Annotated in this window: 21 protein-coding genes; 14 read left to right on the forward strand and 7 right to left on the reverse strand. The window is 29.5% G+C overall.

Annotated elements, in window-relative coordinates; all coding sequences use genetic code 11:
• The first annotated feature begins 27 nt into the window (after positions 1 to 27).
• Complete coding sequence (locus tag AC2GW8_RS00195) at positions 28 to 1,932, forward strand: OmpA family protein (RefSeq protein WP_440880726.1); 1,905 nt, start codon at positions 28 to 30, stop codon at positions 1,930 to 1,932.
• Positions 1,933 to 1,982: 50 nt separating this feature from the next.
• Here AC2GW8_RS00195 and AC2GW8_RS00200 read toward each other — a convergent pair whose 3' ends face one another.
• On the reverse strand, positions 1,983 to 2,774 hold the full coding sequence (locus tag AC2GW8_RS00200) for a TrmH family RNA methyltransferase (protein WP_440880786.1): 792 nt from the start codon (positions 2,772 to 2,774) through the stop codon (positions 1,983 to 1,985).
• 313 nt (positions 2,775 to 3,087) lie between these two features.
• On the opposite strand from AC2GW8_RS00200, the gene AC2GW8_RS00205 reads away from it, so the two are divergent.
• Together AC2GW8_RS00205 and msrA are read left to right on the forward strand one after the other, a co-directional pair.
• Positions 3,088 to 5,538 carry a M1 family aminopeptidase gene (locus tag AC2GW8_RS00205; RefSeq protein ID WP_440880787.1) on the forward strand — a complete coding sequence of 817 codons (2,451 nt, stop codon included), beginning with the start codon at positions 3,088 to 3,090 and terminating at the stop codon, positions 5,536 to 5,538.
• Between the two features lie 2 nt (positions 5,539 to 5,540).
• Positions 5,541 to 6,176: a peptide-methionine (S)-S-oxide reductase MsrA gene (gene msrA / locus AC2GW8_RS00210; RefSeq protein ID WP_440880788.1), complete on the forward strand. Its 636-nt coding sequence runs from the start codon at positions 5,541 to 5,543 to the stop codon at positions 6,174 to 6,176.
• A gap of 22 nt (positions 6,177 to 6,198) precedes the next feature.
• Here the strand turns inward: msrA and AC2GW8_RS00215 are convergent, their stop codons facing one another.
• Positions 6,199 to 7,044, reverse strand: coding sequence for a DUF2911 domain-containing protein (locus AC2GW8_RS00215; RefSeq protein WP_440880789.1), 846 nt, complete (start codon positions 7,042 to 7,044; stop codon positions 6,199 to 6,201).
• A 126-nt stretch (positions 7,045 to 7,170) separates the two neighbouring features.
• On the opposite strand from AC2GW8_RS00215, the gene AC2GW8_RS00220 reads away from it, so the two are divergent.
• On the forward strand, positions 7,171 to 7,824 hold the full coding sequence (locus AC2GW8_RS00220; protein ID WP_440880790.1) for an MIP family channel protein: 654 nt from the start codon (positions 7,171 to 7,173) through the stop codon (positions 7,822 to 7,824).
• 26 nt (positions 7,825 to 7,850) lie between these two features.
• On the opposite strand, the gene gldG is transcribed toward AC2GW8_RS00220, so the two are convergent.
• The 4 genes from gldG to AC2GW8_RS00240 form a co-directional block, all read right to left on the reverse strand.
• Positions 7,851 to 9,503: a gliding motility-associated ABC transporter substrate-binding protein GldG gene (gene gldG, locus AC2GW8_RS00225; RefSeq protein ID WP_440880791.1), complete on the reverse strand. Its 1,653-nt coding sequence runs from the start codon at positions 9,501 to 9,503 to the stop codon at positions 7,851 to 7,853.
• On the reverse strand, positions 9,496 to 10,326 hold the full coding sequence (gene gldF / locus AC2GW8_RS00230) for a gliding motility-associated ABC transporter permease subunit GldF (protein ID WP_483855388.1): 831 nt from the start codon (positions 10,324 to 10,326) through the stop codon (positions 9,496 to 9,498). The genes gldG and gldF overlap by 8 nt, the downstream gene beginning before the upstream one ends.
• 190 nt (positions 10,327 to 10,516) lie before the next feature.
• The gene (locus AC2GW8_RS00235) at positions 10,517 to 10,816 is read right to left on the reverse strand and encodes a putative quinol monooxygenase (protein ID WP_440880793.1); all 300 of its coding nucleotides are present in this window, start codon (positions 10,814 to 10,816) and stop codon (positions 10,517 to 10,519) included.
• Positions 10,817 to 10,818: 2 nt separating this feature from the next.
• On the reverse strand, positions 10,819 to 11,685 hold the full coding sequence (locus AC2GW8_RS00240) for an SAM hydrolase/SAM-dependent halogenase family protein (RefSeq protein ID WP_440880794.1): 867 nt from the start codon (positions 11,683 to 11,685) through the stop codon (positions 10,819 to 10,821).
• Between the two features lie 123 nt (positions 11,686 to 11,808).
• Here AC2GW8_RS00240 and AC2GW8_RS00245 point away from each other — a divergent pair, with 123 nt between their 5' ends.
• The 10 genes from AC2GW8_RS00245 to AC2GW8_RS00290 all read left to right on the forward strand — a co-directional run bounded on the left by AC2GW8_RS00245 (position 11,809) and on the right by AC2GW8_RS00290 (position 21,641).
• The gene (locus AC2GW8_RS00245) at positions 11,809 to 12,762 is read left to right on the forward strand and encodes a PhoH family protein (protein ID WP_440880795.1); all 954 of its coding nucleotides are present in this window, start codon (positions 11,809 to 11,811) and stop codon (positions 12,760 to 12,762) included.
• Positions 12,763 to 13,493: 731 nt separating this feature from the next.
• On the forward strand, positions 13,494 to 14,690 hold the full coding sequence (gene hmpA / locus AC2GW8_RS00250; RefSeq protein ID WP_440880796.1) for an NO-inducible flavohemoprotein: 1,197 nt from the start codon (positions 13,494 to 13,496) through the stop codon (positions 14,688 to 14,690).
• 227 nt (positions 14,691 to 14,917) lie between these two features.
• Positions 14,918 to 15,865 (forward strand): phosphoribosylaminoimidazolesuccinocarboxamide synthase, encoded by a 948-nt coding sequence (locus tag AC2GW8_RS00255; protein WP_440880797.1) that lies wholly within the window; start codon positions 14,918 to 14,920, stop codon positions 15,863 to 15,865.
• Positions 15,858 to 16,250, forward strand: a complete 393-nt coding sequence (locus AC2GW8_RS00260; RefSeq protein ID WP_440880798.1) for a hypothetical protein — start codon at positions 15,858 to 15,860, stop codon at positions 16,248 to 16,250. The genes AC2GW8_RS00255 and AC2GW8_RS00260 overlap by 8 nt, the downstream gene beginning before the upstream one ends.
• 240 nt (positions 16,251 to 16,490) lie before the next feature.
• Positions 16,491 to 17,744: a cysteate-C-fatty acyltransferase gene (gene capB / locus AC2GW8_RS00265; protein ID WP_440880799.1), complete on the forward strand. Its 1,254-nt coding sequence runs from the start codon at positions 16,491 to 16,493 to the stop codon at positions 17,742 to 17,744.
• 302 nt (positions 17,745 to 18,046) lie between these two features.
• On the forward strand, positions 18,047 to 18,505 hold the full coding sequence (gene smpB / locus AC2GW8_RS00270; protein ID WP_440880800.1) for an SsrA-binding protein SmpB: 459 nt from the start codon (positions 18,047 to 18,049) through the stop codon (positions 18,503 to 18,505).
• On the forward strand, positions 18,505 to 19,407 hold the full coding sequence (locus tag AC2GW8_RS00275) for a UbiA family prenyltransferase (RefSeq protein WP_440880801.1): 903 nt from the start codon (positions 18,505 to 18,507) through the stop codon (positions 19,405 to 19,407). Before smpB ends, AC2GW8_RS00275 begins: the two co-directional genes overlap by 1 nt.
• Positions 19,397 to 19,981: a Maf family nucleotide pyrophosphatase gene (locus AC2GW8_RS00280; RefSeq protein WP_440880802.1), complete on the forward strand. Its 585-nt coding sequence runs from the start codon at positions 19,397 to 19,399 to the stop codon at positions 19,979 to 19,981. The genes AC2GW8_RS00275 and AC2GW8_RS00280 overlap by 11 nt, the downstream gene beginning before the upstream one ends.
• 53 nt (positions 19,982 to 20,034) lie before the next feature.
• Positions 20,035 to 20,985, forward strand: a complete 951-nt coding sequence (locus AC2GW8_RS00285; RefSeq protein ID WP_440880803.1) for a transketolase family protein — start codon at positions 20,035 to 20,037, stop codon at positions 20,983 to 20,985.
• Positions 20,986 to 21,029: 44 nt separating this feature from the next.
• The gene (locus tag AC2GW8_RS00290) at positions 21,030 to 21,641 is read left to right on the forward strand and encodes a porin family protein (protein ID WP_440880804.1); all 612 of its coding nucleotides are present in this window, start codon (positions 21,030 to 21,032) and stop codon (positions 21,639 to 21,641) included.
• Positions 21,642 to 22,035: 394 nt separating this feature from the next.
• On the opposite strand, the gene AC2GW8_RS00295 is transcribed toward AC2GW8_RS00290, so the two are convergent.
• On the reverse strand, positions 22,036 to 22,938 hold the full coding sequence (locus AC2GW8_RS00295) for a lysophospholipid acyltransferase family protein (protein ID WP_440880805.1): 903 nt from the start codon (positions 22,936 to 22,938) through the stop codon (positions 22,036 to 22,038).
• Between the last annotated feature and the right edge of the window lie 116 nt (positions 22,939 to 23,054).

Consider the following 23,054-nt stretch of genomic DNA (forward strand, 5'->3'; position numbering starts at 1 on the left):
ATATAATAATTACAAAAACAGGAGATTATGAAACGGATTATAGTTATACTATTATTAGTTGTTTTTTTTAGCAGTTATGGTCAACGACGTTATGCTGCTGATCGTTACTTTGAAGAGTATGCTTACAGTAAATCAGCGGAGTTATATCAAGGACTTTATGATAAAGGAGATCGTTCTTATGAAGTTATTAGTAAGTTGGCAGATTCTTATTATTTTATTTCATCATATGCTCAGGCGTCTAATTTTTACGAAGTTTTAATGTCTGACTATCAGGGAGTAGCTTCTCCGGAGCATTTATTTCGATATTCACAAGTGTTAAAGAGTACAGGAAACACGATAGATTCCGATAAGTGGTTGTTGAAGTTAAAAAATTTAAAGAGTGATGATAGTAGGGTTATATCATTAGAGGGTAATACGAGTTATTTTTCAGACTATACCAATCGTCCTAAGACATATATTCATATTGAAAATATAGCTGTTAATACAAGATATTCAGATTTTGGAGGTTTTGTTCATGATGGGTATTTATATTTTTCATCCACCCAACCCGATTCGGATAATAAGAAGTTATACAAGTGGAATAATCAACCTTATTTAAATATTTATAGGTCATTAGAGGATCCGTTAAAAGAAGGAGCTAGTTTAAATGTTGGATCCTCTGAGAAGTTGAGTTCTTTAAGTAGTTCCCTTCACGAGTCCAATGCAATTATCAATAAAGAAGGTACGATTATTTATTTTACAAGAGATAACACTTCAGGAGATAAGAGCAAGACCGCTAAATTGAAGATTTATAGAGGCTATAAACAGAATGATGGTAGTTGGGGAGCGATAGAAGAATTACCTTTCAATGATGATGATTACTCAGTGGGTCACCCTTCATTAAGTTTTGATGAAAGTACGCTTTATTTTGTGTCAGATATGCCAGGGGGCTTTGGTGAGACTGATTTATATAAAGTATCGATTTCATCAGATGGGAGTTATGGAGTTCCGGAGAACTTGGGAGGTATCATTAACACAGAAGGTAGAGAGATGTTTCCTTACATTGGTTCTAATAGCCGATTGTATTTTGCTTCAGACGGACATTTAGGGTTGGGCGCATTGGATGTTTTTGAGAGTAGTATTGAAGGATCAGATTACGAGAAACCGATGAATTTAGGATCTCCAATAAATGGTCCTATGGATGATTTTGGTTTTATTTTAGATGATGTTCGTAAAGCGGGTTATTTTTCATCAAACAGGGATGGCGGTAAAGGCGATGATGATATTTATAGTTTTCGTATCTATCAGTGTAAAGAGTCAATAAGTGGTATTATAAGTGATTCTGTTACAGGTTCTGCGATTTCAGGGGCTTCAGTTCGTTTGATAAATAATAAAGGAGAACCACTATCAGAGCAGTTAACAGATAGTAATGGGTCTTATAATTTTACAGAGCTTGATTGTGATCAAGATTTTACAGTAGTAGCATCACAGTCAGATTACAAGCAAGGACAATTAGAGCAATCCACACTTGATGAAGATAAGAAGTCGCTTGAGGTAAATATATCATTACGTTCGTTAATAGTTGATGATCAAATAGTTATTAATCCTATTTATTTTGATTATGGGTCAGCTGCTATCCGTGCAGATGCTGAGTATGAATTGGAACATATTGTTAGTGTAATGAATAGCCATCCTACGATGGTGATTTGTATTGAATCTCACACAGATAACAGGAGCTCAGTATTATTTAATCAACGATTATCACAGCAGAGGGCAAACGCTACACGATCATATCTTTTATCAAGAGGTATTACCCCTGATCGTATAGAAAGTGCGATAGGTTATGGAGAGAGCCAGCCTCAGAATGATTGCGGATCAAATTGTTCGGAAGAAGAACATGAGCAAAACAGAAGGTCTTATTTTTTTATAACAAAAGGATATAAAGGAATATAAGATAGTTAGGGTTATTTTTTAAAATGATTTTTGAGTATAATGATAATAATTTAAAAAATACGCTGTCTTTTTGCTTCAAAAGTTAAAATAGCAGCCGCTACAGAAACATTCATTGAGTCAATTTTCCCATACATTGGTATGTTAATGTTTCGACAATATTCATTTCTCCACAGATTTGTCAATCCGGAGGCTTCTGTTCCTAAAACAATGGCTGAAGGACCAGTGTAATCATTTTTATAATACTCATTTGAATTCTGGAGAGTAGCACTATATATATTTATTTTTTTTTCTTGTAAGAAAGAATAAATCTCCTCAGAGGTTCCTACTCCTATTTGATTTGTAAATACACATCCCACACTTGAACGAATAATATTAGGATTAAAAATATCTGTTTTTGGATTAGCGATCAGAACAGCATCTACATTAGCGGCATCTGCAGTCCTTAAAATAGCTCCTATGTTACCAGGCTTTTCAAGTCCTTCCAAAACTAAAATTAAAGGAGTTTTATTTTTAAAATCGATAAATTCCAAATCAAATTTTTTTGTTTTGACTATACCTACTATTCCTTCTGTTGAATCACGGTAAGCTATTTTCTTATAAACGTCTTTTGAAATTTCGAAAATTTTATTCTCCGAGATTTCAAATTTGGCTATTTTATTTCTTTCAAATAACGAAGGTTCAATCAAAATATTTTCAATTTCATAACCACTTTTTATAGCTAAAGACAACTCTCTTTGACCTTCTATGAGAAAAAGTTCTTTTTTGCGTCGTTCTCGAGATTTACTCTGAAGCTTTATAATGTCTTTGATGAAATGATTCTGCAGACTCTTAATTATTTTCATGAGGCAAAAATACTATTATGAGGATAACAATAAGTAAAATACCTTATAAAAATCAACACCAAGAAATAATTTATTGTTTTTTTATATTTAGTCTTGAAGTTAAATAAAATAAATTAAATAAAGCACGTTTTCTATAAACGTTACTATATTTACCTTGTCTAAGAGGTCTTCCTACAAAATTTTAATTTTAAAATTTTTACGGTTTGAAATGTATAAAATAAATATTTCGATATTTTTTTAACGGAACATTAACGATATCAATATGATGAACTCTTAATTTTATTATAAATTTAAATTAGTTAAGAAAAGATATATGAAGTTTAAGAATGTAATTACGCTAATTGTTTTATTGGTACTTAATGTTTATTTAGTTGAAGCACAGTTAAACTATAGGTATAGGGCGGAGAATGAGAAAAAGTTTGAATTAAAACATACTAAATTAAAAGTTGATTTTAATTTTAATGAAAAAAAGTTGAATGGTGAAGAATGGGTGACAATGAGTCCTTATTTTTATGAAGCTAAAAAAGTTATTTTAGATGCGAAAGGAATGTTAATCAAAAATGTTTCTTTAAATGGAAAAAATCTTGAATATACGTATAATGATTTAAAGTTGTCTATTGTCTTACCAAGGCTATATAAAAGAGAAGAAGAGTTTACATTATATATAAAATATATAGCGAGACCAGAAAAAGTAAAACAGAAAGGTAGTATTGCAATAACCTCAGCAAAAGGTTTGTATTTTATTAATTCTGATGGGAAGGATAAAGACAAACCAACGCAGATTTGGACACAAGGAGAAACAGAAGCAAGTAGTTGCTGGTTTCCGACCATAGATAGTCCTAATCAGAAAACTTCTCAAGAGATTTATATAACGGTCCCTAGCAAATATATTACATTATCTAATGGTAAACTTGAGCATCAAACTAACCATAATAATGGTACCAGGACAGACTATTGGAACTTTAAACAAAAACACGCACCATATTTATTTTTTATGGGCGTCGGTGAATACGAAATAATCAAAGACAAGTATAAAAATATTCCTGTTGATTATTACGTTGAAAAAGAGTATGCTCCCTTTGCTAAAGATATTTTTGGTAATACCCCAGAAATGTTAGCTTTCTTCTCAAAAATAACAGGTATAGAGTACCCATGGAATAAATATGCTCAAATTGTTGGTAGAGATTATGTAAGCGGAGCCATGGAAAATACTACTGCTGTAATACATGGCGAAAGAGCATATCAAATGCCAGGACAGTTAATAGATCAAAATATACATGAAAATACAATTGCGCATGAAGCTTTTCATCATTGGTTTGGTAATTTAGTTACTGCAGAAAGTTGGAGTAATTTAACTGTAAATGAGAGTTTTGCTAATTATAGCGAATATTTGTGGTTGGAATATAAATATGGAAGAGATGAAGCAGATGCTCATTTATATGAAGATAGGGAAGCATATAAAAAGGGGCAAAATTCAGATAAAAATTTAGTTCGCTTTTATTATGAAAATAGAGAGGATATGTTTGATGCTGTAAGTTATAATAAAGGAGGTGCAATATTACATATGTTGCGCAATTATATAGGTAATGAAGCTTTTAATTTAGGTATGAATACTTATTTAAAAGACAATAAATATGGAACAGCGGAAGCACATCAGTTACGTTTGGCTTTTGAAAAGGTTTCTGGTAAGGATTTAAATTGGTTTTTTAATCAATGGTATTTCAGTAATGGGCATCCAAAGTTGGATATTTCATATGATTATAACAAATTAGAAAAAACGGTAACAGTTAATATAAATCAATTGCAGCCTAAAGGTTTTAAATTCCCTTTAGCGATTGATGTTTTTGAAGGTTCTAAAAGAATAAGACATAATGTTTTTATTGATAAAAAAGACACTTCTTTTAAATTAGCTTACAGCATACGACCTAATTTAATTATTATTAATTCCGATGGTGTGTTGTTATGCGATATAAATGAAAATAAAGTCATGAATGATTATATTTTTCAGCTTCAACATGCTACCAACTTTTATCATAAAAAAGAAGCTTTACAGCAGATGACGAATAGCCAACAAGATAAAAAAGTGTTTGAAGCGATTGCAGAAGCGTTAAATGATAAGTTTTACAAAATTAGAATACTAGCGTTGGAAAATATCAGTTTAGCAAATAAATATGCTAAAAAAGAGGTTATATCTAAAATTAAGTTTTTAGCAATAAATGATAAGAAAACATTAGTTCAAGCCGCGGCAATTGAAACCTTAGGAAAACTTACTGATCCTGAACTTAAGCCTATTTTTGAAAAAGGACTTAAAAGTAAATCATATGCAGTTTTAGGAAAATCCTTGGTAGGTATGTATTATATTGATAAGAAATTGGCAATAGAGAAATCAAAAACATTACCTATTGAGGTCAAAAAAATTATAGCGACACCATTGACTAGAATATATTTAGAAGAAAATGATAATGACGAATTAGATTTTATAGCGAGTAATGTAATGTCAGGAATGTTTTTGAGTCAAAATAAAAACATACAATCTTTATATAAAAAGGCCTATGACAAGATAGCAAGTAGTGATAATTTAAAAGCGATTAACAATTTAGTTGATGATATAGTTGAAAAAGGATTAAAGTATAAGCAATATAATTTTGATAAAGTAGGAATTAATTTATTAAGACAAATGATTCAAAATCAAAAAAATAGTTCTTCAGAAAATCGATTTAAAAATATAGAGGTTATCAAATTAGGAATGGAAAAATTATTATAATAATGCATTATATTAAAATATTAATAATTTTATTAATAGGAGGTGTTTTTTCTAAGGCACCTAAGAATTCTTTGTTTCAAGAAAAACAAGAAGGTTTAAAGGTCGCATACTTTGCGAGTGGTTGTTTTTGGTGTGTTGAAGCTATTTTTGAAAGTGTTGAAGGTGTTGAAGAAGCGATTTCTGGTTATTCAGGAGGTAAAACAAAAAAGCCAACGTATTTAAAAGTAGGCAGAGGAAATACAGGTCATGCCGAAACTGTTGCAGTTTTTTATGATTCAAAAAAGGTGAGTTTTAAAACATTAGTGGCTATTTTCTTTGGTTCTCATAACCCAACGACTAAAAATGGACAACATCCAGATTATGGATCACAATACAGATCAATTGCTTTTTATCAAAGTGAAAAAGAAAAGGAGATAATACATAATTATATTAAAACTTTGAGCGCTAGTGGAGATTATGCTCAGGAGATAGTAACTGAGGTTGTCAAATTTGAAAAATTTTATAAAGCAGAAGAGTACCATCAAGATTACGAAAAATTACATCCAAATAATCCTTATGTAAAAAGCGTTTCAATTCCCAGGCTGAATAGATTCAAGAAAAGTTTTACACATTTATTGAAAAAACAACCCCATAAATAGCATTAGGGGGTTGTTTTTTTATTTATAATGTTTTGTTAATAAATTCTTTATTCATTTTTACATAAGTGGTATTTCCTGCTTTTTCGGCACTAGCTAATGAAGCTTTGGCTGCTTTGATGGCTCCATTTTTATCTCCTGATTTAGCTAATATCAATGATTGTTGACGTAAGTACCAAAATCGAGGTTCATCTTTTGTTAATTCAACAGCTTTATTGATCCAATCTTTTGCTTGATTGATATTTTTTCCATTTTGGAAATAGTAAACAGCAGCAGAATAATAATCTCCTGCAGATGGACCGTTCATAACTTCTGAAATACTAGCTTCAACACTTTTTTCCGTTGGTGTATTTAATTTGAGTCCTACATATGTATTTTCCCAAGAGAAAGCAATAATTGCTGAATTGGAAGTAATGTTATCAAAAGAAATAGTAAAAGTTTCTACTTTTATAGGGGTGTTTTTTACTTTAGAAGTTGTTTTTAGAGCAACTTTGCTATCATCCCACTTTCTGGGTGTTCCCCAATTATTTGTGTCAGAGTAGAAAACAATTTCCCAAGAATTTTTATTAGGTTTTGTAAAAATAGCATAAGAGCCTTTTTTTAAATTTTTACCATCAATTACAACATCATCACTAAAAGTAACAATAGTATTTTTATTAGCTCCTGTTCTCCAAAACTCGTCATAAGGTACAAGTTCTCCAAAAATAGCTCTATTTTTTACTCCTGGTCGAGAATATTCAATTGTTACATCAGTTAAGCCTACTTTTTGTTCTATTTTAGAAATAGGGCTTGAAGCAGGCGTTTTTACTTGTGAATTAATACTTGTAACTATTGTTGTCATAAGTAAAGTTAAAAGAAGTTTTTTAATCATTTTAAGTGGTTTTATTTTAATAATTCTCTAAAATTACAAGTAAAATAACGTATAAATGTTAACAAAACCTTAAAGTTGAGAGAGTTATATTTACAATTTTTAAAAATATTATAAACCATTTAACAAGTGAAAAAATATATTTCTGAATTGATAGGTACTTTTGCATTAATTTTTTGTGGAACAGGAGCGATGACTATAAGTGAAATAACAAATGGAACTGATTTAACTCATACTGGAATTGCCATGACATGGGGGTTAATAGTAATGGCTATGATTTATGCGTTCGGTGATATTTCAGGAGCACATTTTAATCCTGCTGTAACAATTGCATTCGCTTTTGCAAAAAAATTTAAATGGAAAGAAGTTCCATTTTATATTACAGCTCAATTATTGGGCGCAATATGCGCCAGTATAATTTTATGGGTATTATTTCCTGCAAGTGAGTACTATGGAGCTACTATTCCTGTTGTAGATGATTACCGAGCTTTCCTTTTAGAGTTTTTGCTTACTTTCTTTTTGATGGTAACAATTATCAATGTTTCAACAGGAAGTAAAGAAACAGGCGTAATGGCTGGAATTGCAATTGGAGGAGTTGTTTTGTTAGAAGCCATGTTTGCAGGTCCAATCACTAAGGCATCTATGAACCCTGCAAGGTCTATTGCTCCTGCTATAATTTCAGGACATTTCGAACATTTATGGCTGTATATAGCAGCTCCTATTTTAGGAGGTATTGTAGCAGTTTTATCTTGCAAATGGGTAAAAGATGATCAATGTTGTTAATTATATAATAAGTAAAAAGAATTATTTTATATTTTTGAATATCTTCTTTTTCTTAAATAATTAAAAGCTACTGCAAAAATAATTAACAGAGTGATTGGCATAATAATGTTTAATAATTGCCAATTTCGTTTTTCATTAAAAGCTTTCTTTTTATCAATTAAATTTATTTGTAAAGTTTTATTTCTAAGTGAAATTAATTCTGATTCATTTAGTAAATAATCTACAGAGTTTAATAAAAATTCTTTGTTTCCATAGATGGCTCCTGTCCATTTATCCATTTCTAAATCGTGAGGTTTTCCTTTTAATATTTGATTTTTAGCAATATCACCATCTGATATTACAATCATTTTATTATCAGCACTTTCCTCAATAAAATTATCTGTTATATTGAAAGGTTTTGTTCTATTTTTATAAGCTGATGGAAATTTCCCCTCTAATAGAATAGCAAATATTTGTGGTCCAGCTTTGTATTCATTTTGTTTGGGTTTTTCGGCAATGCTATTAAGCTCAATAAACGTCGGGGTACCTATTTTTTTAGTCAATCCAGATGAAACTAGTAGTGGTGTTTTTTTTATATCGCCCTTAAGAATGTCTATTTGCGTTGTAAACTCGAATTTTACTGGAGATATATTTTTGGTAATTGAATGATTAGGGTTCCCATTTACCAAAGGATTGTAAAACCAATTTAAATGCTGGAATTGTGTCTGTTTTCCAATATTACCAGTTGCTAAGGGAATTTTAGCACTATAAAGATCTTGAATTAGTTTATTATTTATTCTGATTTGATAGTTAAAAAGTAAATCTGTCAGATTTAAATCTCTCGGAAATGCCATCATTTTACCTTCATTATAAAGACTGTCAGTATCCGAAAAATTATTATCTATCATCCATATAGACTTCCCTCCGTTAGCAATATATTGATCTAAAACAAATTTTTCTTTCTCAGTAAATCGTTGTGTTGGCTTTGCGATTAAGGCTAAGTCATAGCTTTTCAAATCGTTTAGTGTTTCTTTTGGTTTTTTTTGAACACTATCTAGCGTAAATTTGGCTAGTTTGTATTTATTTTTGATCGTAGATAAAAAGCTGTATAAATAAAGATCATCTAATTCTCCGTTTCCTGAGAGTACGGCAATTGACGGTTTTTTAGATTTTAATAATGAAGAAATGTGAATGGCGAATGAATATTCTAATTTTTCAACAGCATTCTGCAATTTTGATTCTTGGTTCTTGAATATTTTATTTGATAGTAATGAAACATTTTCTCTTTTATTCCTGTATGAAATTTCTGCCCAAGGGAATATAATCGTTTCTGTAATTTTCCCTTCATCTTGATTTGTTAATTGAGAAGGAATCATTCCTTTTTTAATTAATTTTTCTCTAATATTATCTGGATTGATAAATTGAAAATGGATGTTATTGTTTAAAGACTTTAATTCATCTAAAAATTGACGAGTTTCTATTTGCAATCGCTTAAATTCTGAAGGAAAGTCACCTTCTAAGTATACATTTATTATTAAAGGATCTTTGATAGTACTTACAAGGTCACTTGTCATTTCTGATAGTGTATAACGTTGATCAGCAGTAATATCAAATCTCTTGTACAATTTTTCGCCGGCACTATTTAAAATAAGTAAGAAAAATAAAATAGTGATGATGTTAATGATATTTTTTTTATTCATTTTTTAATTGCTGTTTGGTAAGGAATAAAAAGAAAAATATGACACTTGCAAAATAAATAAGATCTCTTGTGTCAACAACTCCTTTACTGATACTTTTGTAGTGTTGATTAATTCCAAAATTTTTAATAAACCAAAGGTCATTTCCTAATGTGTCTGAGATAATATCAAACCCATTCAGCATAAAAAAACAAATTACAATAGCTAAAATAAAGGCTATAATCTGATTATTTGAAATAGAGGAAGTAAATAGCCCAATGGAAGTATATATAAAGGCAATAAAAACAATGCCACAATACGAGCCAAAAGTACTTCCAATATCAAGATTTCCTTCAGGTTTTCCTAATTTATAAATGCTGTAGATGTACGTCAAAGTAGGTAAAATGGCAAAAAGAATTATAGAGATTGATGCAAGAAATTTTGCTGTAATAATTTGTATGTCAGATAAAGGTTTTGTTTTTAGTATTTCTATTGTCCCGTTTGTATACTCATCGGTGAAAGATTTCATTGTAATTGAAGGGATTAAAAATAAAAATAACCAAGGAGCTAAATAAAAATAACTAGTTAGATCAGCATATCCAGCATTTAAAATATTGAATTCTCCCTTCAAAACCCATAAAAATAATCCATTTACAAGAAGGTAGACACTTATGACTAGATAAGCAACAGGAGAGGCAAAAAAAGAGCTCAACTCCTTTCTAAATATGGAAATCATAGGTTGTTTATTTTTAAAGTTAAATTGACTATTTTTTTTGTTTTGATATTCATGGTAGATCGATTGATGAGTTTGCCCTAGTAAATAATGTATTTTTTCAAAAGTAACTATTTATTTTAGTCAAATCATCCATAGTAAATATTCTAAAGCTAATATTTTTTAAAATAGAGAAAAAATAAATTGCATAACAAACCATAAGAATTGTTTTTCATAGAAGTTTTTGTTGTTCAATAGTTCTTGAAATAATAAATACAAAATATATTTTTTGTTTATTTAATAATTAAATATTATTGATTATTAATCAGGTTTTTGAGGAGTCTAGCTTGTTTACACTCCACGCCATCGGTTTGTCATTAAATAATATTTTAATTTTTACCCAAATACTTTTAAACAATTCTGAGTTTTTGTACGACTCTAAATATTCCTCAGAATCCCAATAACTATAGGTGAAAAAAATATTAGGATTCTCTTTATCTCTATATAATTCTAATAAACGGCAACCTTTGAAATTTCGTATATTTTTTTCGTTTATGTTAAAAATTTCTATAAACTCATTAATATTTTTGGGATTAAAGCTCAATTTAACAATTCTTATTAGCATGATTATGGATTTATTGGAATAAATTCAGGATGTTCAATATCTTCAAATTCGATCATTATTGTATCTCTATACTTTAAGCCTAGTAATGTTGATGCCCCTCCAACGGTTTCTAAATTACTTTTATAGATAGCAATTTCTAGAAATCCAGCTGAATTAAAAATGGCTAACTTCTCTCCATCGTATTGTCTTTTTTCAAGAGGGATTTCATAATTAATTATACCATTATAAGTATTGAAGACTTTATTGAATTTGTAACGACCTGCAACAATTTTAAAATTGCGCCCCTTTCCAATAGAAGTAAAAAGTTTTTGATTAATATTGGTAATGACATTCCCATAATTGTCAATATGAATAACTCCTCCTTTTATGATATTTTGTTTTTGATTTGTTTTTGGTTGAATTTCAACTAATTTTTTAAGTTCTTGAATTTCTTTACCAATTATATTTAAATTTCCTCCCCTTGCAATGTGTGCAGCGACTTTTACAAAAACATCCAACACAGGAAAGCTTGAATTTAGGTGGTCATGAATATTGATTTCAACAATTTTTGTTGGTTTTATTTCGGAAGCAATCATTGATATTAAGCCATTATCAGGGCAAACAAAATACTGATTATCTAAATTAATTACTAGATGTTTATTCTCATTACTTAACTCTGAGTCTACACCAATAATATGAATTGTTCCTTCTGGAAAGCTTTTGTACGCATTTTTTAACACGTAGGCAGTTTCGGTTATATTAAACGGTGATATGTGGTGTGTAATATCAACAATATTTACATTCGGTAGCTCCGAATACAAAGCACCTTTAACAGCACCAACAAAGTGATCTTTAATTCCAAAATCAGTGGTTAAAGTAATGATAGGCATTTAGTTGAGTCCTTTTTAAAATTTTTTGAATCAGAATCGTAATGATAATTTAGAGCAAAATTAAGCAATTGAAAAAAAATAATTGTTACTTTTAGAATTAATAATAAAAAAAAACTAAAACATTTGAACGAGCGCATTATTGAATTAACCGAAATTAATCCAAATGATTTTTTTGGTGCACAGGATAGCACTATCACTCAATTACGAACGTACTTCCCTAAAATTAAAATTGTAGCAAGAGGAAATAAGCTTAAAATTTATGGTGAGTCTGAGATATTAGATGAGTTTGAGAAACGACTTGAAATGCTAATAAAGTATTTTAATAGATACAACAGACTTGACGAAAATAGTATAGAAAGAATACTCACATCAACTGGCAAAGAAGAAGAAATTAGGAAGACTGTGGGAAATAGTGATGTTTTAGTTCATGGTATTAATGGCAAGTTAATTAAACCAGAAACAAAAAATCAACGGAGTATGGTTTCTTTAATGAACGAAAATGATATGTTGTTTGCCGTAGGGCCTGCAGGAACAGGAAAAACATATACAGCTGTTGCTTTAGCAGTGAGGGCACTAAAAGAGAAGCAAGTAAAAAGAATTATATTAACTAGACCAGCTGTAGAATCTGGTGAAAATTTAGGTTTTTTACCAGGAGATTTAAAAGAAAAGTTAGATCCTTATATGCAACCATTATATGATGCATTAAGGGATATGATACCTCATGAAAAATTACAGGCTTACCTTGAAAATGGGACTATTCAAATAGCGCCTTTAGCTTTTATGAGGGGGCGTACTTTAGATAACGCTTTCGTTATTTTAGATGAGGCACAAAATACAACGCACTCCCAAATGAAAATGTTTTTAACTCGTATGGGGAGGCATGCTAAGTTCATAATAACAGGAGATCCTGGGCAGATTGACTTACCTAGAAAGCAAGTTTCAGGATTAAAGGAATCTTTACTCGCTCTCAGAGATATAGAAGGAATTGGCCATGTCTACTTGGATGACAAAGATGTAATTCGTCATAAGCTAGTGAAGAGAATTATTTCAGCCTATAAAAGTATAGAGACAGAATAAAATTGAAAAAATTATCTTACAAAAACAAATTATTAATAGATTTTAATAGTTTGTTTTTATTTTTCTATTTTGTAAATTCCGGGTAATTGTTGTTTTATGTTCGTTTCCTAATTAATTTTTAGCATCAAGTTTTTAACTTTATTTTTCATTTTCTAATTCTATATTTTATTTATAGAGTAAGTCATATTTAATAAATCATTAAGCTTTTTTGAAATGAAAATATAAGTTGAAGATTTTCAATATAGAAAGTCTTAAAAACATTTTACTTTAGTTGCTTTTATAACTGACTTAGTTATTCAAAATGCTTTTTCTATTTTTATAAAATCAATATTGAATTTAGTTATTTTATATTTCCCCTATAATTCTTCTCCATTAATCAACCCCGAATATTTATAATAAGATAAAAAACCAGCAGCATTAAAAAGTATACAAAACCTAAAAAATAATTTTTTGATGGAGTTTGTATCTATTATAAATTCACTTTTTCAAATAAAAGAAAAGAAGGTACAAACTACCATAAAATAGAGTCTTAGATTAAAAACTATTTGATTTCGTCTTAAAAGAAAACTACAGTAATTTATTATCATAATTTTATATGATTTAGATCATAAAATAGACAGCAATACTTCAATTAATTTCGCCAGCTTATGAAAATAAATCCAATATCATTAAATGATTTTTTGGACTCAAATAGACTTATTTATTTTCAAATATTAAAAATAAAATAGATTATGGCTAGTAAAAAAACAATAGCGATTGTAAAATCAACAGCACCAATATTACAACAACATGGGGAATCGATTACTAAAGTGTTTTATGAATTACTTTTTCATAAACATCCAGAGTTGAAAAATATCTTTAACATGGTAAATCAAAAAAAAGGAACGCAACAAAGAGCCTTGGCTAATGCAGTATTTCAATACGCAGTTCATATCGAGCAATTAGAACAGCTTGGCGAAGCGGTTGAAAAAATAGCACAAAAACACGTGAGTTTATCCATTCCAAAAGAGGCTTACCCAATTGTAGGGGAAAATTTGTTACTCGCGATCAAGAAGGTTTTAGGGGAAGGAGCTACAAACGATGTTATGGAAGCATGGGAAGAAGCATACAATGATTTAGCTAAAATATTTACAAGTAGAGAAGAAGTACTTTATACAACAAGAGAAAATAGCCCAGGAGGTTACAAAGGAATGAAAGAGTATACGGTAATAAAAAAAATAAAGGAGAGCTCCAACATAACATCTTTTTATTTAAAAAGAAAAGATGAGGAGCAGATTCCTTATTTTTTACCGGGGCAGTATATAACAGTAACCGTAGACATAGCAGGAACAGATCATAAGCACACGAGAAATTATAGCTTGTCTGATTCTATTGATAAAAATTATTTAAGATTAAGTATTAAAAGAGAAGATGGAAAACCTGAAGGAATTGTTTCGAATTATATACATGATAATATTCATGTTGGATCTTTTTTGAATTTAGGAATGCCTTCAGGTGAATTTATTTTAAAACAAACAGAAAATCCAATTGTTTTTATTAGTGGGGGGGTTGGCATTACACCTTTGCTCAGTATGCTTAAGGAAGCTGTAAAATTTCAAAAAAACATATATTTTATCCAATGTGTTTTAAATTCTGATCATCAGTCTTTTAATTCAGAGATATCTAGCTTATTTGAAAATAAATCTAGATATATTAAGCTTTTTAGTAAGCCTTTACAAACAGATGTTTTAGGGGTAGATTATGATTTTAAAGGATTTATTAATTCCAAAATACTAATTGATCTAGACGTTCCGAAGAACAGTGATTTTTATTTTTGTGGGCCAACACCCTTTATGGCGAATGTTTTGGAAATCATGAATGAATTAAAAGTAAAAAAAGAAAGTATCAACTATGAATTTTTTGGTCCTGTTGAAGAATTGGTTAAATAAAATATGTGTTAAACCTAGTTTTTTAAAATTTAAGATCGTTTGCAGGGTGATTTTATTATTTGGTAATCAGTTGTTTGTGTTGAGAATACAGCGTGACTTAGCATTTGAATAAATACCAAATAAAAAAATTAGAAATCTATTTCAGATTACTGTTAAGTACAAAATAAAATTGTAAAAATTTCATTAAAAAACTTACTTTTGTATGCGACAACACAATAAACACAGTAATGAAAACAATAAATGAAACCAATTTCCAGTTTCCAAATCAGAAATCGGTTTACAAAGGAAAAGTAAGAGAAGTATACAATATTAATGATGAAGTTATAGTAATGGTTGCTTCAGATAGGTTGTCGGCTTTTGATGTTGTATTACCGAAGCAAATCCCATACAAGGGACAAATATTGAATCAAATTGCATCAAAAATGATGAGTGAAACGTCCGATATTGTGCCTAATTGGTTGGTGGCTAACCCAGATGAAAACGTTTCTGTAGGTCATTTGTGTGAGCCTTTTAAGGTAGAAATGGTTATCAGGGGATATCTATCAGGGCATGCAGCAAGAGAGTATAAGGCAGGAAAAAGAGTTATTTGTGGCGTCAAAATGCCAGAAGGTTTAAACGAAAATGATAAATTTCCTGAGCCGATTATAACTCCTTCAACTAAGGCGGCTAAAGGTGACCATGATGAAGATATTTCTAGAGAAGAAATTTTGGCAAAAGGAATTGTTTTAGAGGAAGATTATTTAATTTTAGAAAATTATACAAGAAAATTATTTCAAAGAGGGACTGAAATAGCAAAAAAAAGAGGATTGATTTTAGTTGATACGAAATATGAATTTGGTAAAAAGAAAAATGGCGAGATTGTTTTGATTGATGAAATTCATACACCAGACTCTTCAAGATATTTTTATGCAGATGGATACCAAGAGCGACAAGAAAGAGGTGAGAAACAAAGACAATTATCTAAAGAATTTGTGCGATTATGGCTAATTGAAAATGGATTCCAAGGAAAAGAAGGTCAGAAACTACCTGAAATTTCTGATAATAAAATAAAAGAAATTTCCGATAGATATATAGAATTGTATGAACTAATTACAGGCGAAAAATTTATAAAAGCAAATACAGACAATATTTTGAAAAGAGTTGAAAATAACATTACTAGTTTTCTGAATGAGTGATAAAAGAAAAAATAGACCTATTTTGAATTTATCAGCAATAAAACAAAATGAAAATTTTCAAAATTCAATTATGCGTCCTGTATTAAAATTACAACATGAAATAATTACAGGCATATTCATTCATGCTATTAGAAAGAATAGAATTGATATACTCAAAAATACTTCGGATGATTCTTATATTCAATTAATAGAAAAAATAATTGGTAAAAATTTAATTTTAAGAAATCAACTTTTAGGTATTGTCATTGGACAATTTGATAACGATGAGTTCAATATATATACTAAAAATGCATCTGAATTTAATAAAAGAATTGTTGCTATGATAAAGCAAAAGCTACTTGATAGTGAGAATGAAATAAAAATTAAAATAAAAAATATTACATAACTTAATTCTTAATTTGATACCGAGCTTTTTAAAATGGTTGTAATTTAACTCTAAGTCAACTTGATTTGGAACTGAAAATTTTTACTATTAATTTTTGAAATATCTTTAACTTACTTTTTTATCGACAAATTTAAAACCATAAGGTATTTATTAACATTCGTTTTTAATAACCTAAGATCGCTTTGAAAAACTATTAAAAAAAGATTATTTTCGCATAATACTAAAAATCAAAAAGTAAAAATGGTTAAAGATTTATTTGAGAGAATCAAAGGAGATAAAGGACCTTTAGGAAAGTGGGCTGATAAAGCGGAAGGATACTATGTGTTTCCTAAATTAGAAGGACCAATATCAAATAGAATGTCTTTCAATGGAAAAAAAGTCATTACTTGGAGTATAAATGATTATTTGGGTTTAGCAAATCACCCAGAAGTTTTAAAAGTAGATGGAGAATCCGCAACTCAACACGGTATGGCTTATCCTATGGGAGCAAGAATGATGTCCGGTCATACAAAGTATCATGAACAGTTAGAAAGAGAATGCGCTGAATTTGTTGAAAAAGAAGCTGCTTATTTAGTTAATTTTGGATATCAAGGTATGGTGTCGGCTATCGATGCATTAGTGTCTAAGGATGATATAATTGTTTATGATGTTGATACACATGCCTGCATAATTGATGGAGTTCGTTTGCATGCAGGAAAACGATTTGTTTATCGACATAATGATATAGAAAGCTGTGAGAAAAATTTAATGAGAGCTACCAAAATGGCTGAGAAAACGGGTGGAGGTATATTACTTGTCTCCGAAGGTGTTTTTGGTATGAGAGGAGAGCAAGGACGTTTATCTGAAATTGTTGCTTTGAAGAAAAAATATAATTTTCGCCTTTTAGTAGATGATGCTCATGGTTTTGGTACTCTCGGTAAAGGAGGAAGAGGAACAGGTTTTGAGCAAGGTGTTCAAGATGAGATAGATGTTTATTTTGCTACTTTTGCAAAATCGATGGCAGGGATAGGTGCTTTTTTTGCAGGAGACGAAGATATCATACAATTTTTACAATATAATATGAGATCTCAGATGTTCGCAAAATCATTACCAATGCCTATGGTAAAAGGAGCTTTGAAACGTTTGGATATGATACGAACAATGCCAGAGTTAAAAGATAGATTGTGGGAAATAACCAATGCGTTACAAACAGGCTTGCGTAAGGCAGGATTTGATCTTGGAACTACACAAACATGCATAACTCCAGTTTATTTAAAAGGAGAAATACCTGAGGCGATGGCAATGGTTCAAGATTTAAGAGAAAATTATGGGGTTTTTTGCTCAATTGTTGTATACCCTGTTATACCAAAAGGACTTATAATATTAAGATTAATTCCGACGGCTCGCCACAAAATTGAAGACGTTGAAGAAACGATAAAAGCTTTTTCAGCAATTAGAGAGAAATTAGAAAAGGGTATATATAAAAGACAAGCAGAAAGTATTATGGCTGGTTAGTCTTAATTACTAGTGATTTGAATATATACAAAAAAGCTCGGAAAATTTTTTTCGAGCTTTTTAAGAAACTAATATAAATGAATTAAGTGCGTTGTTTGTTTACTATACTTCAATGAATAATAATAAAACGGTAAAAACTACATTTATTTATTAATAGTAAATAATTTTCTAATTAAATTAGCTTTTAAATTAATTAATTTTGATACAAATATAGAATCATAAGAAGTTTTGAACCATGATAAAAATCATAGTTTGTAAAACTTATTAGTTACTCATTTTAATATTTATATTTGCCCCCATCTATGCAGAAAAATATAAACATACAAAATAGAAAAGCCCGTTTCGAGTATGAATTAATTGAAAAATACACGGCAGGAATTCAATTGACAGGAACGGAAATAAAATCGATAAGACAAAGCAAAGCAAGAATAACTGAGAGCTTCTGTGAATTTAATGAAAGAGGTGAGTTATTCGTTGTAAACATGTACATTGAAGAGTATGCTTTTGGCAATCACTATAATCACAAACCTAAAAGTGAAAGGAGGTTACTGCTAAATAAGAGAGAGCTAAAAAAACTTTCTAAAGAAGTTGAAACAAAAGGAAATACAATTGTTCCTTTGAATTTATTCATAAATGAAAATGGATGGGCTAAATTAACGATAGCTCTTGCAAAGGGTAAAAAAATCCACGACAAAAGGCAAACAATGAAAGACAGGGATAATAAGAAGAGTTTAGCTAGGATTAAAAAGAGCTATAGTTAATGAGTTTGAATAAGTTTTTTGAAATTATTAATTGGAGGAAGTTAATATATTTAATTCTTATACAATTACTTTTTAAAATTTGTTTTCTTTATGATCTTGGATTTGAGACAACAATATCTTCTTTTTTTACTTTTTTTTTATTGTCATTTGCAACAATTATAATGTTAGCTTCAGGTTACTTAATAAGTTATTACAACAAATATAAGTTCGATAGAGTAGAAGAAAAAGTTGCAAAAAGAGCATATTCTATAGGTATATTTTGTTCAATAATAAGTGTTATACTAGGTACTTTTGTGTCGATTTCAATTGGAAAACCATACCATAGTTTCATAGGGGTTATTATAGCTTTATTATTAATAGCATATCTCCACTATAACACGGATAAAGATTTTCTTAGTATTGTTCTTGAGCCTTGTATAAATGCATTGTGTATATTTATAATTTGGTGGTTTGACACCCCCGTAGATACAACAGATAAACAATGGGAAGAGTATTTTAATTTTCAGTTAATTGCTATTGTTTATGTTTTTTTATCAATAGTAGGGAATATTGTCTATCAAATTATTAAAGATATTGTTAACTTTAATAATGACTACATTAAAAATATTAAAACATTACCGGTTCTATTAGGAAGAAGGAGAGGCAAATCCATAGCATTATTCTTTACAGTTACAGGATGTTTAACTGTTTTAGGGTTCGCTATTAATTATATTGATAATATTTTTATTTTATCTATTATTTTCTTCATGGGAACACTACCTGAACTCTGTCTTATTTATCTTATCTCAAAAGCTAATACAGAAAAAGAATTTAAAAAAGTACTTAAAATGTCTAATTTAACCTACCTTTTAGGAATTGTTAGTATTCCTCTGGTTGCTTATTACTTTCGATATGCTTGCTGATACGTTAAAAAAATATAATTTAATTTTGGCTTCAGGTTCTCCAAGAAGACAGGCATTATTAAAGGATCTTAATATTAATTTTACAGTTAAAGTAAAAAATATTAAAGAGAGCTATCCTGATTATTTAATAGGTTCTCAGATAACAGACTATTTATCAGAATTGAAAGCAAACGCTTACAGAAAGGACCTTAAACAGAATGATATCTTAATAACTTCTGATACTATTGTTTGGTTTCAAAATAAAGCCTTAGGAAAGCCAAGTAATTATCAAGAGGCTTTTAATATGTTGATGAGCTTGTCAAACAAAGAGCATGAAGTAATTACATCGGTTTATGTCAATATAGGAAATAATAAGAGCATACTTATAAATGATATTGCTAAAGTATATTTTAAAGAATTACAAAAAACTGAAGTAGATTATTACATTAAAGAGTATAAGCCTTTTGATAAAGCAGGAGCTTATGGTATTCAAGAATGGATAGGTAAAATAGGAATTAAAAAAATTGAAGGAAACTATTTTACGGTAATGGGCTTTCCTGTTCATAAACTTTATAAAGAATTAAAAAATTTATGACTACATTTTAGTTTAAAAGTTTATTTTTGATTCCTTTTAACAACACAAACTAAATGAAAAAATATACATATACAGAAAAAAAAGACACTCGTTCTGGTTTCGGTGATGGGTTAACTGAGTTAGGTAAGTTAAATCCAAACGTTGTTGCTTTGTGTGCTGATCTAACAGGGTCTTTAAAGATGAATGCTTTTGCGGATAATCACCCAGAAAGATTTTTTCAAGTAGGTATTGCTGAGGCAAATATGATGGGAATGGCTGCAGGACTTACAATTGGTGGAAAAATACCATTTACAGGTACTTTTGCTAATTTCTCTACAGGTCGTGTTTACGATCAGATACGCCAATCTATAGCCTATTCAGATAAAAACGTAAAGATCTGTGCTTCACATGCAGGTTTAACTTTAGGGGAAGATGGAGCAACACATCAAATATTGGAAGACATTGGCTTAATGAAAATGTTACCAGGAATGACGGTTATTAATCCATGTGATTATAGTCAAACAAAAGCTGCTACTATAGCAATAGCAAATCATCAAGGACCTGTTTATTTACGTTTTGGACGTCCAAAAGTACCTGTTTTTATGAAAGATCAGCCTTTTGAAATTGGTAAAGCTATACAATTGATTGAAGGTACAGATGTAACAATATTGGCTACAGGTCATTTGGTTTGGGAGTCTATTCAAGCGGCAGAATATTTACATACAAAAGGTATTTCTTGTGAGGTACTAAATATTCATACAATAAAGCCATTAGATGAACAAGCTATTTTAACGTCTATAGCGAAGACAGGTTGTGTAGTTACTGCAGAAGAGCACAATATATATGGTGGTTTAGGAGAAAGTGTTGCGAGGTGTTTGGTATTAAATAATCCTGTTCCTCAGGAATTTGTTGCTGTAAATGATAGCTTCGGAGAATCGGCCACACCAGCGGAGCTTATGAATAAATATAAATTAAATGACAAGGCGATAATCAAAGCTGTTGAAAAAGTAATTTCAAAAAAATAATACTAATATTAAATCGTTAAATAACAAAATTAAATAAAGATATTATGAAAAAATTTGTTTTATGTACCATATTACTTTTCGGTGTTTCACAGATTTCTTTTTCTCAAATTCATTTTGGAGTTAAAGCGGGAATCAATTATAACTCTGATTCATTTCAAGAAGTATCACAAGACGTTTTAGAAGGAGGTAAAAGTAAAACCGGATTTCATGCAGGTGTATGGACACGTTTTAAAATACCCGTTATTGGTTTGTATCTTCGACCAGAATTGGTGTATACAAGTTTAAAAAGTGAGTATTCTTCCAAGGCTATTCCAAATATTAAGGCGACTTATGATTTTCAAAAAATTGATATTCCTGTTTTATTAGGTAAAAAGTTTTTAAAGGTTTTAAATGTATTTGCTGGACCTTCTTTTCAGTACATAATTGATGGCGATTTTAATTTTGAGTCATTGGGAGATATAAAAACAGAGGCTGATGGTTTAACTGTAGGTGTCCAATTAGGAGCAGGAGTTGAACTAGGTAAGCTAGGTTTAGATCTGAGATGGGAAAGAGCTTTTTCAGATAAAGAATCTGAATTAATTAGTAACGAAGGATTGTCTCAAAGATTCGATACTAGAGTTAACCAAATTATCGTAGGGCTTTCATATAGATTTTAAAAAAATAAATGTAGTAATTTAAGGTTACATTACATATATTAAAATTTAGTAACGAATCTATTCAAATCTCCATTAAAATGCTTTTTTAATGGAGATTTTTGGATTTATAATACTCATATATTAATATTATATAGCTAAATATAAACGATTGAGATGTGGGGAATAGTCTTTGACTTTTTTAAATAGAAGGGGGTCGAATTTATATTTATTGAGGAATGTATAAAAGTATTTTACAGAAAAAATAGCCAGAAAGTATAAACTTAAAAACGATTATTTAATGATTGAACTAACATATTCTAAAACATTACCATCATTCTGATAGTGTTAAAAATCATATTTATTGAAAAGATTCTCAAAATAATAAATAATAGTTTTTTAAAAAAGAATATTAGTTTTATTTTCTATTCAGTTTTAACCAATCATGGTATTTATCCTTATGCTTGTATCTCTTATGTGTCCATAAGTAACATTCTGGTTGCTCTGCAACCGATTTTTCAACAATGTCAAAGTAACGGTCAGTTAATTGATAATTTTCAAACTCTTTTGGGGTATTAGTAATCAACGAAAATTCAGTCTCATAATAACCTCTTCTTATTTTTTTTGTGGTATAATTTACTATAGAAAAATTATATTTTTTAGCTATTACTTCTGCTCCTGTGTGGACAGGTACTTTAGTGTGAAAAAAATTTCTCCAGTAATAGGTTTTGTGAAGCATAGGAGATTGATCACTCAACAAAAGGTACATACTTTGAATCTTTTTATTGTAGTTTTCATGAATATTTTTTATGGTTCTTGAAGTCTTTACAGCTATAAGTCCAAACTTAGTTCTATTTTTTTTAATTCTTCTATCAAAATAAGGATTTGCTAGTTTGCTATAAGTTCCGTAAATATTGATATCTAATACCAAAGGAAGACTAACTGACCACTCCCAATTAGCTAGGTGTGCTCCAACTAAAACAATACTATTACCTTCTTTAACGATAGAATTAACTAGCTCTGGATTTTTGTAAGAAAACCTTTTAAGCATTTCTTTTTTAGAAATAGAAAATGTCTTGACACTTTCCATCATAACATCTATAAAATGTCTAAAACACTTTTTAGCTAGCTTTTCAAGCTCATCCTTTTTTTTATCAGGAAAAGATAACTTTAGGTTTTCTCGAACTACATTTTTTCGATAACCAATTAAGTAATACACAAGTATAAAGATAAGATCTGATATCCAATATAAAACTCTCATAGGAAGCAAAGAGAAGGTCCAAATAAAAGGATATGAAATTATGTATATAATCAAGTTCATTAGTAGATTTTATCGCAAATATCGTGTTTTATATTATAAGTAAAAAAGAAGAGCTAGATGAAAGGTATATATTTTATAATTATTTTATTTTTAGTTAAATATAACATTGCAATTCT

Source organism: Tenacibaculum profundi (assembly GCF_057162725.1).